We start from the raw sequence: 14,451 nt of genomic DNA on the forward strand, positions 1-14,451 counted from the left end.
AACGAATGAATTCGATTCGCGCGATCGCGCGCGCTGCCGTGCGCATCGGGACGGCACTGGGCCTCGCGACCATGGCCGCATTTGCGCCTTGCACGCCTGCGTTCGCAGGGCAAGCCCGCGTGACCGTGGTCGCGGCCGAGAATTTTTACGGCGACGTCGTCAAACAACTAGGCGGCGATTACGTCGACGTGACGAGCATTCTCAGCAACCCCGACCAAGATCCCCATCTCTTCGAGGCCAGCCCCAAAACGGCGCGCACACTGCACAGCGCGACGCTCGTCGTCTATAACGGCGCAGCCTACGATCCTTGGATGGAAAAGCTGCTTGCCGCGTCGCCCACGGCCAAACGCACCGTCATCGTGGCGGCGACGCTGGTCGGCGCCAAACCCGGCGACAATCCTCATCTCTGGTACAAACCGCAAACCATGCCCGCCGTCGCGCGTGCGGTGAGCGCAGCACTGGCGGCGGCAGATCCCGCACATCGCGCGCAATACGACGCGAACCTGGCCCGCTTCATCGAATCGCTCAAGCCCATCGAGGCGCACATCGCACGACTCGGCAAATCGTATGCGGGCACGCCCGTGACTGCGACCGAGCCCGTTGCCGGTTATCTCTCCGATGCGATCGGTCTAGGGATGCGCAACACCCGCTTTCAACTGTCGGTCATGAACGATACCGAGCCCGCGGCCTCCGACATCGTCGCCTTCGAGCAAGACTTGCGCGGCAAACGCGTCCGCGCACTCATCTACAACGCCCAAGCCGTCAGCAAACTGACCGAGCGCATGCTGGCGCTGGCCAAGCAAGCGCAAGTGCCGGCCGTGCGCGTCACCGAAACCGAGCCGGCCGGACAAACCTATCAACAGTGGATGAGCGGGCAAATCGACTTGCTCGCAAAAGCACTGGGGGATAGCCAGCCATGAACGACGAAAGGCAACTCCCTGCGCAGCCTGCGGCCGCCGTCCGCCCTTGCACGGGCAGCCCCGCCCTCGAACTCGATCGCGTTTCGCTTGCGCTCGCCGGGCGCACGATCCTGAAAGATGCAAGCCTCGCCATCGAAGAAGGCGAGTTCATCGGCGTGCTCGGCCCCAACGGCGCAGGCAAGACCACGCTCATGCGCGCGGTGCTCGGTCTCGTCCCCGTGGCGCGCGGCGCGATTCGCATCGGCGGGCGCAACGTGGAACGCGGCAATCCGTTTATCGGCTATATGCCGCAAACGCGCAGCGCGCTCGCGAGCCGGCGCGTGCTCGGACGCGATTTTGTCGCGATGGCCGCCGACGGCCATAAGTGGGGGCTACCGCTCGCCGACGCGGCAACGCGAGCCGACGTCGAGCGCGTGCTCGATCTGGTGGGCGCACAAGCGCTGGCCGCCCGCCCGCTATCTGAACTTTCGGGCGGAGAGCGCCAACGCCTGCTGCTCGCGCAGTGCCTGCTCGGCAAACCGCGGCTGCTGTTGCTCGACGAGCCGCTCATCAGCCTCGATCCCCATCGTCAAAGAATCGTCGTTGAACTGGTGCGGCGCGTGCAGCGCGAACTGGGCATCACCGTTCTGTTCTCCGCGCACGAACTGAACCCGTTGCTCCATGCCATCGATCGCGTGCTTTACCTCGGCAACGGCGCGGCGGCGCTCGGCACCGTCGATGAAGTGATCACGCGGCCCGTGCTGTCGCGGCTCTACGGCGCGCCCATCGACGTCGTGCGCGTGGGCGGACGCATCTTCGTCATGTCCGGCGATGTGGAAGTCGAGAAGCACGATCACGGGCATGAGCATGAAAGCGGCGCGGAACCAGCAAATCGCACGAGCGGCGCCGCGCACGATCATGGCCATTCGCACGGACACGGACATGGACAGGGGCACACGCACGATGTTTGACTACGATTTCATGGTGAATGCGTTCGCGGCGTCTGGAATCGTCGCCGTGCTCGCGGGCATCGTCGGCTATTTCCTCGTTTTGCGCGGACAAACGTTCGCCGGACATGCGCTGTCGCACGTCGGGTTCACCGGCGCAACCGGCGCGGTGCTCGTCGGCATCTCGCCGCTCTGGGGCATGATCGGCTTCACGTTGGCGGCAGGCATATCGATGGGCGCGCTGGGCGAACGCCTGGCCGGCCGAGACGTGGCGATCGGCGTCGTGCTCTCGCTCGCCCTCGGTTGCGGGCTACTGTTCCTGCACTTCTTCACCGCCTACGCGACGCAAGTCACGGCGCTGCTGTTCGGCAACGTGCTGGGCGTCACGACTTCGACGCTCTTCGTGCTCACCGGTATCGCCGCCGCGAGCCTGCTCGCATTGGGCGCAATCACCCGGCCGCTTCTGTTCGCAACGCTTCAACCGGAGCTCGCCGAAGCCAAGGGCGTCTCGCTGCGCCTCGTTTCGGTCCTATTTCTCGCCATCGCGGCGCTCTCCGTCGCGGCCTGCACCCAAATCGTCGGCGTGCTCCTCGTTTTCACCTTGATGGTGGGACCGGCCGCCGCCGCCCAGAACTTGTCCACGCGGCTGGCGACGGGCGTGGCCCTGGCCGCCCTCTTCGCGCTGGTGCAGGCGTGGCTCGGCGTCACGTTGGCGTTCTACACCGATTGGCCGACGAGCTTTTGGATCACCGCGCTGTCTGCCCTCATTTACGGCGCTAGCCTGCTGCGCCGGCGATAGCGGCGCAGTCCCGCACCTTGGCGCCTCGTTTCGAAGTTCGCCTTCGTTGCAGCGCGCCTTGACTTTCGCGCGCCGCAAACCGATCATTCGCTCATCCGGAGAACAAAAGCTCCGATTTGGAGCGGGAGACACATGATGGCTAGCGAGCGCGGCAGCGGTTCGAATTTCATCTTGCACTTGGGTGTGGGTTCATTTCATCGCGCCCATCAGGCCTGGTATCTACATCGGCTCGCCGCCGCGACGCCGCCGGGCGAGGCGCGTTGGTCTCTCGTCGTGGGCAATATTCGCGGCGATATGAACGCCACGCTCGATGCGCTCGCGAAACAGAAAGGCGTCTATACGCTCGAGACGGTCACGCCTCAAGGGGAACGCGCCTACGAAACGATTCGTTCTATCGAGCGCGTGCTGCCATGGGCCGCAACGCTTGCACCGCTAGTCGAAGCCGGCGCCGATCCGGCCTGCAAGATCATTTCGTTTACCGTGACCGAAGGCGGCTATTACCTGGACGAGCACGATCGGCTCGATACCGCGAATCCGGACCTGGCCGCCGATTTGGCGGGCGGGCGCACGACGATCTACGGCGCGCTCGCCGCGATCCTCGAGGCTCGGCGAGCGGCGGGTTCGGGCGCCGTCACGCTGCAAAGCTGCGACAACTTGCGCAGCAATGGCGAGCGCTTCGAGGCCGGCATGCGGGCGTTTCTCGCAGCGCGCGGCGAGACGGCGCTACTCGATTGGTTCGAACACAACACCGCCTGCCCCAATTCGATGGTCGATCGCATCACGCCGCGCCCGACCGAGGAAGTGCGCACCCGCGTGCTCGAAGCGACCGGCGTGCCGGACGCCTGCCCCGTCATGGGCGAAGCGTTCATCCAGTGGGTCATCGAAGATCGCTTCAAGGCGGGCCGGCCCGCGTGGGAACGCGTCGGCGCCGAACTCGTCGATTCCGTTCATCCGTACGAAGAAGCGAAGATCCGCATCTTGAACGCGAGCCACAGCTGCATCGCTTGGGCGGGCACGCTCGTCGGCCACACCTATATTCACGAGGGCACGGTCGATCCCGACGTGCGCCGGTTCGCGTTCGAGTACGTGACGCAAGACGTGATCCCCTGTTTGACGCCGAGCCCGCTCGATCTGGCGCGATACCGCGATGTCGTGCTCGATCGCTTTAGCAACCCGTACATCCAGGACACGAATCAGCGTGTCGCGGCGGACGGTTTCTCGAAAATTCCCGGGTTCATCGCACCGACGCTGGCGGAGTGCTTCGCGCGCAACGCTCAGCCCAACGCCACGGCGATCTTGCCGGCGCTGTTCTTCCGTTTCCTCGACCGCTGGCGGCAAGGCGCGTTGCCTTATGCCTATCAGGATGGACTGCTCGACGAAGCGGCAGTGCGCGCATGGTTCGCCGCGCCCAATCCGCTCGGGCAATTCTGCGCCGCGCGAACGCTTTGGGGCAGCATGGCGCAAGATGCACGGCTGCTGCGCGTAATCGAAGCTGCGCTGGAACGCGTGGACGCCTGGCTGGCCTCGCGCTGACGCGCGTCGGCCAAGCACATTGGCGCATCGCGTGTTGCGCGGCTAAAGTAGCGCATTCGCCTTGTCGTCTTCGTTCTCGTCTTCGTCACGAATCACCGCATCGACCAAGGGGCCGCCCGCCATGTATCTCGGCATCGACCTAGGCACGTCAGAAGTCAAAGTCTTGTTGCTGTCGCCCGACGCACGCGTGCTCGCCACGGCCGGCTCGCCCTTTCACGTCTCGCGCCCGCACCCTCGCTGGGCCGAGCAAGACCCGGCCGACTGGTGGCGCGGCACCTGCGAGGCCATCGCGAAGCTACGCGCCGTGTGCCCCGACGCGTTCGCACAGGTGCGCGGCATCGGCCTCTCGGGGCAAATGCACGGCGCCGTATTGCTCGATGCGGCCGATCGCGTGCTGCGCCCGGCCATCCTTTGGAACGACATGCGCAGCGACGCGGAATGCGACGAGCTCACCCGGCGTGCGCCGCAATTGCACGCGGTGGCGGGCAATCTGGCGATGCCGGGCTTCACCGCACCGAAGCTGCTGTGGGTCGCCCGGCACGAGCCCGATATTTTTCGGCGCATCGCGTGCGTGCTTCTACCCAAGGACTATCTGCGGCTGCGCATGACGGGCGAGAAAGTCTCCGATCCCTCCGACGCCGCGGGCACGCTCTGGCTCGACGTCGCGCGGCGCGATTGGTCCGATGCGCTGCTCGACGCCTGCGATATGAGCCGCGCGCAAATGCCCGCCCTTTGCGAAGGCAGCGCGCCCTCGGGGGTGTTGCGGCACGACATCGCGCGCGAATGGGGGCTCGGCAAGGAGGTCGTCGTCGCGGCAGGCGGCGGCGACAATGCGACGAGCGCGATCGGCATCGGCGCAACCGAACCGGGCGATGGCTTCGTCTCGCTCGGTACTTCGGGCGTCTTGTGCGTCGTCGGCGACCGCTTTTCGCCGAACCCGGCCTCTGCCGTGCATGCGTTCTGCCATGCGATTCCCGACCGCTGGCATCAGATGAGCGTCGTGCTCTCGGCCGCGAGCTGCCTGCGCTGGGTGTGCAAGCTGACCGGCACGGACGAGCCGACGCTCGTTGGCGAAGCCGCCGCGCTCACGCCCGATGCGCTCGAATCGGCGCCTATCTTTCTGCCTTACCTTTCGGGCGAGCGCACGCCGCATAACGATCCCTACGCGCAAGGCGTCTTCTTCGGCATGACGCACGCGACCGATCGCGCGCTGCTTGGCTATGCGGTGCTCGAAGGCGTCACGCTCGCGCTGACCGACGGGCTCGACGCGCTTGCGGCGGCAGGCACCGCGCCGAGCGCGTTCTCGCTGCTCGGCGGCGGCGCACGCAGCGCGTTTTGGGCGCAACTCTTGGCCGACGCGCTCTCCACCACGACACGTCAGCACGGCGGCGGTGAAACCGGCGCGGCGCTGGGTGCGGCGCGCTTGGGCTGGCTTGCTGCGGGCGGGGAGCCGCGAGAGGTCCTGGCCAAACCGCCCGTGGTCGCACAGTTCACGCCGAACCCGCAGCGTCACGCGCAATTGCGCGCGCGCCTAACCGCCTACCGCGAGCTCTACCGCCACGTGCGGCCGCTGTTCGAGCCCTCGCGCGCGCGGTTGGCTTGATTTTCTCCGTCGCAGTCTCATCCGTTCAGCGCATACGATCGTGTCCAAATCCAACGAAAAGCTCGACCTGGCAACACGCGCGGCGTGGCTCTACTACGTCGCGGGCAATACGCAAAACGAGATCGCCGAAAAGCTCCAGGTGTCCCGCCCTGTGGCGCAGCGTCTCGTTGCGTTCGCCGTCGAGAAGAATCTCGTGCGGGTGCGCATCGAGCATCGACTCGCCGATTGCCTGACGCTGGCCGAGCAGCTCAAAGCCCGCTACGGCCTATCGATGTGCGAAGTCGTTCCCGTCGACGACGACACGCCCGAAGCGGTCGATCGCAAGCTCGCCGTCGCCGGTGCGCAGGTCATGGAGCGATACTTGGCCGAGGAAAAACCGATGATCGTCTCGGTCAGCAGCGGACGAACGCTGAAAGCCGCCGTCGATCAGCTCGCACAAATCGATCGGCCGCAACATCGGCTCGTCTCGATGGTCGGCGCGATCGCGCAAGACGGTTCGTCCAACCGCTACGACGTCGCGTTGCACATTTCCGAGAAGACGGGCGGCAAGCATTTTCTGCTGCCTGCTCCGCTGATCGCGGACAGCGAGGCCGAGCGCGCGCAGTGGGTCAATCACCGGCTTTACCGCATCGTCGAATCGTTGACGGCGAAGGCGGACGTGTCGTTCGTCGGCATCGGCGACATCGGGCCGAAGTGCCCCTTGCATATCGACGGGTTCATCACCGCGGCCGAAGTCGGCGAGTTGACCGGCCGCGGCGCCGTGGCCGAAATGTTGGGACTGCCGATCGATGCCGACGGCGCTCGAGTCGAAGCGCCGACGGGGCGGCGCGTGACGAGCGTTCCGCTCGACTCTCCGCCCAAGCGCCCGACGATCGGCTTTGCCGGCGGTGCGCGCAAACATGGCGCCGTGCTCGCGGTGCTCAAGGGCGGCTGGTTATCGGGGCTCGTAACCGACGAGGCATGCGCCCGCGCTGCACTCGATGAAGGGGAGCATGCGGCCACCAAGCGGGCCAAAGGACGCGGCGCGCACGCAAGCGCCTAGTGCCGTCCCGAGGCTCGAGCCCCGGCCGCTAGGCTCACCTGAACGAAGCGAGAACCGCAGACGCGGCCGTGGCCGAGCATCTCGCCGCCTTGGCGTGGCCGCGCACCCCCACGTCCGCATTCTTCGCTATTGCCGGATTTCCGCTTCGACGAGCAACTTCAAGAGGGCCAGCGACTCCTGCCACCCGAGGTAGCAGGCTTGCTCGGGAATGACTTCCGGTATGCCCTCTTGCACGATGTTCATCTCCGTGCCGAATGGCGTTTGCGTCAGCGATACCGTCGTTTGCATTTGGCCGGGCAGGTTCGGGTCGTCGAACTTGCCCGTGTAGCGGATCCGCTCGTGCGGGACCAACTCTAGATAGTCTCCGCCGAAGGCATGCCCGTCCCCAGTCGTGAAATTCGTGAACGACATCCGGTAGCTGCCCCCCACTTCGGCCTGAAGCTGATGAACGGTGCCGGTGAATCCATTGGGCGGAAGCCACTTCGCTAGCGCCCCCGCGTCGAGGAAAGCTCGGTAGATACGTTCGGGCGTGGCGCGTAAAACACGGTGCAGGCGGATCGTGCTGGTAGGCATGTTGGGCTCCATGGACGAAGGGACAGCCCCTTCGATCCTACTCGACGAATGAAACCGCCCAAAATCGACAAGGCCGGGCGCCGCTGGTCGGACGCTTCGAGCCCTTTCCCTTCGTCCTGTTAAGTCACCGATGCGCGCGCCCCTGGCGCCTTATCCCTCACATTCCCCAATCGCTTCTCTCGCGCGGCAGAAACCGCTCGGTGGACCGCCAGCGTTCGCACGCTGGGGTAAAGCCCCCTAGCACGTGCGTACAAATGTCAATACAATTGCAAGTAGGTGAGCTGTGGAGTTCGAATGGGACGAAAGGAAGAATCGAATCAACATTCTCAAACATGGGATCGATTTTGCCGATGCGATCGACGTGTTCAACCATCCTGTGCTCACGGCGTTCGATGGCCGCGAAGACTATGGTGAAGAGCGCTGGATCGCCCCCGGGTGGATGAGGACGATCATGGCCGTCGTCGTATATGTCGAGCGCTGCGGGCCGGTCATACGCATCGTCTCCGCCCGCAAAGCAACCAAGCATGAGGCTAAACGTTATGAGCAAAGCGTCAAAAACTGACTGGAGACGAGTCGAGAAGCTGACAGACGAACACATCGACACCAGCGATATGCCCGAGCTGGGCGAGGATTTTTTCGCGCGCGCCGAACTTCACGTCCCGCAGAAACAAGCGGTGACGATGCGGCTCGACGTCGACGTGCTGAACTGGTTCAAGGCGCAAGGCCAAGGCTATCAAACGCGCATCAACAAACTGCTGCGGGCCTATATGCTCGCGCATCAGGAGCGGCACGCATAACAGCGATGCGGTTCGACTAGTGCGCCGAGCGATGCGTTCGAAAAAACCTGTTCCAGGCCAACGCGATCCGCACTTCGCGCTCCGCACCGTCCGACAGAAGGACGGGCGGCGCGCTTTCACTTGATTCGACCGCCCCTTTCGTTCAGGCCGCCGACAACACCTCCACGATCTTGCGCTCGTATGCGAGTCCTTCCTCGTCGAACAGGTGGCAATGCTCGGGCTCGGCGCCAAGCATGATCGTCTCGCCTCGCTCGTGCCGTTCCAGCGGCGGGATGCGTGCAACGAGCCCGTCGGGCGCAACCGGCGTTTCGGCATACAGGTAGGCCGCGTCGCCCAGCGATTCGACGGTCGTCGTGCGTGCCGCGACGCCGTACACGTTGGCGCCACCCGCCTGCCGCGGGTGCAAATGCTCGGGCCGAATGCCTACGGTCACGCGCGCACCCAGCTGCAGCGTGCGCACATCCGATGAAGTCACGGCGCGCGTGTCGACTGCGACGCGCTGTGTCTCCCCCGTTGCATAGCGCACGAGCGCGCCGTCGCCGGTGATCTGCTCGACGACGCCGTCGAGGAAATTCATCTTCGGCGAGCCGATGAACCCGGCGACGAACCGATTGGCCGGCGCATGATAAAGCCGGTTGGGGCTGCCCACCTGCTCCACGTTCCCTGCCGACATCACGACGATTTTGTCGGCAAGCGTCATCGCCTCGACCTGGTCGTGCGTCACGTAGATCATCGTCGTCTTCAATTCGTCGTGAAGCCGCGCGAATTCGAGCCGCATTTTCACGCGCAATGCGGCATCCAGATTGGAGAGCGGCTCGTCGAACAAGAACACCTTCGGCTTGCGCGTGATCGCGCGTCCGATCGCCACGCGCTGACGCTGGCCGCCCGACAACTGCTTGGGCTTGCGGTCGAGCAAATGATCGATGTGCAGAATCTTCGCCGCGTTGCGCACTGCATCGTCGATCTCCGGCTTCTTGGCGCCCGCGAGCTTCAGCCCGAACGCCATGTTGTCGTAGAGCGACATGTGCGGATATAGCGCGTACGATTGGAAGACCATCGCGATGCCGCGCTTTGCCGGCGGCACGTCGTTGACACGCGCCGTGTCGATCAGCAATTCGCCGCCGCTGATGCCCTCGAGCCCTGCGATCATCCGCAGCAACGTCGATTTACCGCAGCCGCTCGGTCCTACGAACACGACGAACTCGCCATCGGCGATATCGAGGTTCACGTTGCGTAAAACCTCATGCTCCTCGTAACGTTTGGCGATGCCGCGCAACGTCAAGCTTGCCATGATGCGTCTCCTTTCCCATTCATCGCCGTGCGCGCCGTATCGGCGAAGCCGGCCATCCATTGATCGACTAGCGCAGGCAATGCGCTCATATCGTCGAATACTTGCTGTGCGCCCGCCTGCATGAGCGCGTCGACGTGGGCCCGGCCGCCGTGCCCCGCATGTGTGCCGCCAGCAAAACCGAGCACGACCATGCCCGCCGCACTGGCGGCGGCGACGCCCGCCGCGCTGTCCTCGACGACGAGGCAAGCGCCGCTCGCGACGCCGAGCGCCCCGGCCGCAGCGATGTAGACATCGGGAGCGGGCTTGGGCCGCGGCACGCGATCGGCGCAAAACACGTGCGAGCCAAAAAATCGTGCGAGGCCGGTGCGCACGAGCACAGCTTCGACATAAGCCGTGAAGCTATTGCTCGCGCAGGCTTTGGTCAGCGCGATTTGCGCAAGCGCCGCCTCCACGCCCGCAACGATCGGCGCTTGCTGCGCCGCCGCCTCGACGCTGCGCCGTATCGCATCCATCTCGACGGCCGCGAGCGTTTCGCCGAATGCCACGGCGCTCGCTTCGAGCACGCGTTCGATGCGCAAGCCAAGCAGGGGCAACACGACCGGCTCTACGTCGACATGCGGCCAGCGCTGCTGGAGCTCGCGCACGAGCATCTTCGCCGCGACGGCTTCGCTGTCGATGAGCACGCCGTCGCAATCGCAAATCAACACGCGATCGCGCCGCAACGCCTCTGCGTCGAGGGTCGATGCCGTCATTTGACGGCTCCAAACGTCAGACCGCGCACCAATTGCTTCTGCGATACCCAGCCCACGAGCAGAATCGGCGCGACCGCAAGCAGCGAAGCCGCGGACAATTTCGCCCAAAACAATCCCTCGGGACTAGAGTACGAAGCGATGAACACGGTCAGCGGCGCGGCGCTCGAGCTCGACAGGTTGATGCTCCAAAACGCTTCGTTCCACGACAGAATCACGAGCAAGAGCGCAGTCGAGGCCAATCCCGGCAATGCCATCGGCATCAACAGATAGACGATCTCCTGCCATGTGGCCGCGCCGTCGATCCGGCCCGCCTCGAGAATGTCGCGCGGGATCTCGTTGAAGTACGTGAACGCCATCCAGACGGCGATCGGCAAATTCATCAACGTGTAGACGATGATGAGCCCCGATACCGTATCGAGCAGTCCCGCGTTCTTCCAAATCAAATAGATCGGCACGAGCACGCCCACCGACGGCATCATCTTCGTCGAGAGCATCCACAGCAGCAGCTGTTGCGTGCGCCGCGTCGGGAAGAACGCCATGGTGTACGCGGCAGGCACGGCAAGCAGCAGGCTCAGCAGGGTGACGCCCGCCGACACGAGGATCGAGTTGCGCGCGAACAGAAAGTAGTCGCTGCGCGCCAGGACTTCTCGGAAACTATCCAGCGTCGGGGTAAAGATGAGCGACATCGAGTACGCATCGCGCTCGGTCTTGAACGCCGTGATCGTCATCCAGAAGATCGGGAAGAACAACGCGAGCGCGATGATCCAGGCGAGCACGCCCGGCAACGCCCGCTTGACGGTATCCCAGTTGGGCGCTTGCGCGAGCCCGGCCCGCGCGGTAGGTACGGTTGGATGGCTCATGCTTCGTATTCTCCCTTCAAGTTCTTCGCGAGCATACGCACGAGGAAGAACGCGACGATATTGGCGAGCACCACGGCCAGAATCCCCCCCGCCGAGGCAAGACCGACGTCGAACTGTTGCAGACCCAGCGCATAGATCAAATACGAAAGGATCGTCGTCGCATTGCCGGGGCCGCCCGAAGTGGTCGTGTAGATTTCGGCGAAGATCGACAGCAAGAAGATCGTCTCCATCATCACCACGACGGCGATCGCACGCCGCAAATGAGGCAGCGTGATATAGAAGAACATCGCGAACGGGCCGGCGCCGTCGATGCGCGCGGCTTCCTTTTGCTCTTCGTCGAGCGATTGAATCGCCGTGAACAGAATCAAGAACGCGAACGGCAGCCACTGCCACGCGACGATCATGATGATGGCCGCCAACGGGTAGGTGGCGAACCAATCGACGGGCTGCATGCCGAACGCGCGCATCGCGGCCGCGACCACCCCGTACACCGGGTGCAGCATCATGTTCTTCCAAATCAGCGCACTGACCGTCGGCATGACGAAAAAGGGGCCGATAGCAAGCAAGCGCGCAATGCCCTGGCCGATGAACTTGCGATCGAACAGCAGCGCCATCAAGGTGCCGCCCACGACCGTGATCACGAGCACGAAGCCGATCAACTCCAGCGTGTGAACGATCGACGGCAGGAATGCCGGATCGGTGATCAGATACCGATAGTTGTCGAATCCGGCGAGGCCTTTCTCGTCGGGGTTGAGCAAGTTGTAGCGCGAGAACGAATACCAGATCGTCATGGCGAGCGGTATCGTCATCCACAGCACGAGCACGGCTACCGAAGGCGCCGCCAGCCAGCGCGTCGATCCGGCGAGCCGCTCGGGAGTGGGCAAGGCGTCTTGCTCCGGGGCTTGCGAGAGCGGCATATGAAGATGTCCCATCGTTTCGGACTCCTTAACGATCGCGTCACCGCGCCCGATGACGTCGGAAGCGGGCCGCCGCGCGACATGGCCGGCGGCCCGCACGAGGGCGGTGCGCGCAGGCGCGCACCGCCCGTCGGCTTACCTTACTTCTGGTAGCCGGCCTGACGCACCGCGCGATTGGCGGCGGCGTTACCGGCCTCGAGCGCTTGATCGACGCTCATTTGACCGGCCAATGCACCCGAGATGCTCTGCCCGACGACGGTCCCGAACGATTGAAATTCGGGGATGCCGACGAACTGCACGCCCGTGTAGGGAACGGGCTTGGCCGTCGGGTGATTCGGGTCTGCCGTCTTGATCGCGTTTTCGACGAATTCGGAGAACGGCGCGGCCTGCTTGTACTCCGGGCGGTTGTAAGTCGATTCGCGCGTCCCGGGCGGCACCGACGCCCAGCCTTCGTCCTTGGCGACGAGTTCGATGTAGGGCTTGCCCGTGGCCCATTCGATGAATTTCTTGGCGTCGTCTTGCTTCTTCGATGTCTTCGGAACGGCCAGCGCCCAGGCCCACAGCCAGTGCGAGCCGTTCGGCGTGACTTCGGTAGGCGCCGCGGCAAAGCCGATCTTGTCGGCGACCTGCGACTGGCTCTTGTTATAGAGCATGCCGGCAGCCACGGTGGCGTCGATCCACATCGCGCACTTGCCCGACGACATCAGCGTGAGGTTTTCGTTGAAGCCGTTGGAGCTCGCCCCCGGAGGGCCGTCTTTCTTCATCAACTCGACATAGGAACTCACGGCCTTTTTCCATTCCGGCGAAGTCAATTGCGCCTGCCACTTTTCGTCGAACCAGCGGCCGCCGAACGTGTTCACGCGGGTGGTCAGATAGGCCATGTTCTCGCCCCACCCGGCCTTGCCGCGCAGGCAAATGCCGTAGACGCCAGCCGCCTTGTCCGTCAGCTTGTCGGCGAATTGGGTGATTTGGTCGTACGTGGGCTTAGGCGGCATCGTCAGCCCTTTGGCCGCGAACAGATCCTTGCGGTAGAACGTCATCGAACTTTCCGCGTAGAACGGCAGGGCATAAAGCGTCCCGCTGTACGACAGGCTGTCGCGCACCGGCTTCATGACGTCGTTCACGTCGTAATCGGCCGAGAGATTGCTCATCGGGGTGAGCCAGCCGCGCTTGCCCCACTGCGGCGCCTCGTACGCGCCGATCATCATGACGTCGAACTGGCCGCTGCCGGTGGTGATGTCGGTCGTGGCGCGCTGACGCAGCACGTTCTCCTCGAGCACCACCCAGTTCAGCTTGATATCGGGATGGCTCTTTTCGAAATCGGACGAGAGCTTCTTCATCTCGATCATGTCGGGGTTGTTCACCACGGCGATCGTGATGGTGGCCGCTGCCGCCGGCAAAGCGGCCATAGCCAACGACACGAGGGCCCCAGCGGCGATCGCGCGCCGCGCCGGCGCCAAGGCATAGCCGAAATTCCGTTGCATTGCTTGTCTCCTTAACTCTTGTACGTTGTGGTGGAAAGGCCTGTGCGCTCTCGTCGAAAGCGCGGTTCGTACTTAGATCGGGCGGAAAGCTCGACCCACTGTGCTTGCGATTGTTTCCGAACTGCCGATCCCGCAGAGCGATCGCTCACTCAAAGAGCAATTGCTCAATCGGTGATCGAATGATCGGATACGCGCTCTGGCGTGTCAAGGCGGGGGTGGCACTTTCGATGATGCGGTGCGCAAGAACGGGTTGGCCTTTCGGTCTATCGCGAAAATGGACTAAACTAACGAAACTTAGTCCATCTCAACCACACCATGAAAATCGTGAATATCCATGAAGCGAAGACTCACCTCTCGCGGCTCGTCGATCAAGCCGCGCTGGGCGACCCTTTCATCATCGCCAAGGCGGGCAGACCGATCGTCAAGGTGGTGGCGCTCGACGCTCTCGCGCCGGAGGAACAGCGGCGCCTCGGGTTCCTCGCGGGCGAGTTCATCGTTCCGGAAGACTTCGATCGGATGCAAGCCGGGGAGATCGAGCACCTTTTCGGCGGCGCAGGCACATGAGGGTACTGCTCGACACACATTTGCTGCTGTGGGCGGCGGCCGAACCGGAACGGCTTTCGCCGGCTGCGCGAGCCCTGCTGGAAGATCACGACAATGCGCTCGTGTTCAGTACCGCGAGCCTTTGGGAGATCACGATCAAAAGCGACTTGGGCAGGAGCGACTTTCGCGTCGATCCGCGCTTGTTTCGCCGCGCGCTCGTCGATAACGGCTATTTGGAATTGCCGATTACGAATCAGCACGTGCTCGCGCTGAAGGGCTTAGCAGGGCACCACAAAGACCCCTTCGACCGCATGCTGGTTGCGCAATCGATCGCCGAAGGCATCGCCCTCGTCACGACGGATCCGCTCGTCGCGCAATACGCGGGGCCCGTCAAGCAGGTATGAGCGCGCG

The 14,451-nt window shown here is 64.0% G+C and carries 16 protein-coding genes; 10 read left to right on the top strand and 6 right to left on the bottom strand.

Going from position 1 to position 14,451, the window contains the following annotated elements:
• The first annotated feature begins 5 nt into the window (after positions 1-5).
• From QQS38_RS18770 to QQS38_RS18795, 6 genes are all read left to right on the top strand, one after another.
• Positions 6-920, top strand: coding sequence for a metal ABC transporter solute-binding protein, Zn/Mn family (locus QQS38_RS18770; protein WP_479646853.1), 915 nt, complete (start codon positions 6-8; stop codon positions 918-920).
• Positions 917-1,870 carry a metal ABC transporter ATP-binding protein gene (locus tag QQS38_RS18775; protein ID WP_479646854.1) on the top strand — a complete coding sequence of 318 codons (954 nt, stop codon included), beginning with the start codon at positions 917-919 and terminating at the stop codon, positions 1,868-1,870. Before QQS38_RS18770 ends, QQS38_RS18775 begins: the two co-directional genes overlap by 4 nt.
• Positions 1,863-2,645 carry a metal ABC transporter permease gene (locus tag QQS38_RS18780; RefSeq protein ID WP_479646855.1) on the top strand — a complete coding sequence of 261 codons (783 nt, stop codon included), beginning with the start codon at positions 1,863-1,865 and terminating at the stop codon, positions 2,643-2,645. Before QQS38_RS18775 ends, QQS38_RS18780 begins: the two co-directional genes overlap by 8 nt.
• Positions 2,646-2,780: 135 nt before the next feature.
• Entirely contained in the window at positions 2,781-4,178 is a 1,398-nt protein-coding gene (gene dalD, locus QQS38_RS18785) for a D-arabinitol 4-dehydrogenase (RefSeq protein ID WP_479646929.1), read from the top strand.
• 121 nt (positions 4,179-4,299) lie between these two features.
• Complete coding sequence (gene xylB / locus QQS38_RS18790) at positions 4,300-5,781, top strand: xylulokinase (protein WP_479646856.1); 1,482 nt, start codon at positions 4,300-4,302, stop codon at positions 5,779-5,781.
• A gap of 40 nt (positions 5,782-5,821) precedes the next feature.
• Positions 5,822-6,823, top strand: coding sequence for a sugar-binding transcriptional regulator (locus QQS38_RS18795; RefSeq protein WP_479646857.1), 1,002 nt, complete (start codon positions 5,822-5,824; stop codon positions 6,821-6,823).
• A gap of 126 nt (positions 6,824-6,949) precedes the next feature.
• Here the strand turns inward: QQS38_RS18795 and QQS38_RS18800 are convergent, their stop codons facing one another.
• Positions 6,950-7,396 carry an SRPBCC family protein gene (locus QQS38_RS18800; protein WP_479646858.1) on the bottom strand — a complete coding sequence of 149 codons (447 nt, stop codon included), beginning with the start codon at positions 7,394-7,396 and terminating at the stop codon, positions 6,950-6,952.
• Between the two features lie 283 nt (positions 7,397-7,679).
• Here QQS38_RS18800 and QQS38_RS18805 point away from each other — a divergent pair, with 283 nt between their 5' ends.
• Positions 7,680-7,958 (top strand): BrnT family toxin, encoded by a 279-nt coding sequence (locus QQS38_RS18805; RefSeq protein ID WP_479646859.1) that lies wholly within the window; start codon positions 7,680-7,682, stop codon positions 7,956-7,958.
• Positions 7,936-8,193: a BrnA antitoxin family protein gene (locus QQS38_RS18810; protein ID WP_479646860.1), complete on the top strand. Its 258-nt coding sequence runs from the start codon at positions 7,936-7,938 to the stop codon at positions 8,191-8,193. The genes QQS38_RS18805 and QQS38_RS18810 overlap by 23 nt, the downstream gene beginning before the upstream one ends.
• Before the next feature lie 142 nt (positions 8,194-8,335).
• Here QQS38_RS18810 and QQS38_RS18815 read toward each other — a convergent pair whose 3' ends face one another.
• From QQS38_RS18815 to QQS38_RS18835, 5 genes are all read right to left on the bottom strand, one after another.
• Entirely contained in the window at positions 8,336-9,484 is a 1,149-nt protein-coding gene (locus QQS38_RS18815; protein WP_479646861.1) for an ABC transporter ATP-binding protein, read from the bottom strand.
• Positions 9,472-10,236 carry an HAD family hydrolase gene (locus QQS38_RS18820; protein ID WP_479646862.1) on the bottom strand — a complete coding sequence of 255 codons (765 nt, stop codon included), beginning with the start codon at positions 10,234-10,236 and terminating at the stop codon, positions 9,472-9,474. The genes QQS38_RS18815 and QQS38_RS18820 overlap by 13 nt, the downstream gene beginning before the upstream one ends.
• Positions 10,233-11,096, bottom strand: a complete 864-nt coding sequence (locus tag QQS38_RS18825; RefSeq protein WP_479646863.1) for a carbohydrate ABC transporter permease — start codon at positions 11,094-11,096, stop codon at positions 10,233-10,235. Before QQS38_RS18825 ends, QQS38_RS18820 begins: the two co-directional genes overlap by 4 nt.
• Positions 11,093-12,028 (bottom strand): carbohydrate ABC transporter permease, encoded by a 936-nt coding sequence (locus QQS38_RS18830; protein WP_479646864.1) that lies wholly within the window; start codon positions 12,026-12,028, stop codon positions 11,093-11,095. Before QQS38_RS18830 ends, QQS38_RS18825 begins: the two co-directional genes overlap by 4 nt.
• Before the next feature lie 125 nt (positions 12,029-12,153).
• A complete protein-coding gene (locus QQS38_RS18835; RefSeq protein ID WP_479646930.1) occupies positions 12,154-13,422 on the bottom strand; it encodes an ABC transporter substrate-binding protein in 1,269 nt (422 codons plus the stop codon).
• A gap of 390 nt (positions 13,423-13,812) precedes the next feature.
• Between QQS38_RS18835 and QQS38_RS18840 the strand changes: the two genes are divergently transcribed.
• Positions 13,813-14,061 (top strand): type II toxin-antitoxin system Phd/YefM family antitoxin, encoded by a 249-nt coding sequence (locus QQS38_RS18840; protein ID WP_479646865.1) that lies wholly within the window; start codon positions 13,813-13,815, stop codon positions 14,059-14,061.
• On the top strand, positions 14,058-14,444 hold the full coding sequence (locus QQS38_RS18845; RefSeq protein WP_479646866.1) for a type II toxin-antitoxin system VapC family toxin: 387 nt from the start codon (positions 14,058-14,060) through the stop codon (positions 14,442-14,444). Before QQS38_RS18840 ends, QQS38_RS18845 begins: the two co-directional genes overlap by 4 nt.
• The last annotated feature ends 7 nt before the right edge of the window (positions 14,445-14,451 follow it).

The organism is Trinickia sp. Z7 (assembly GCF_056498045.1).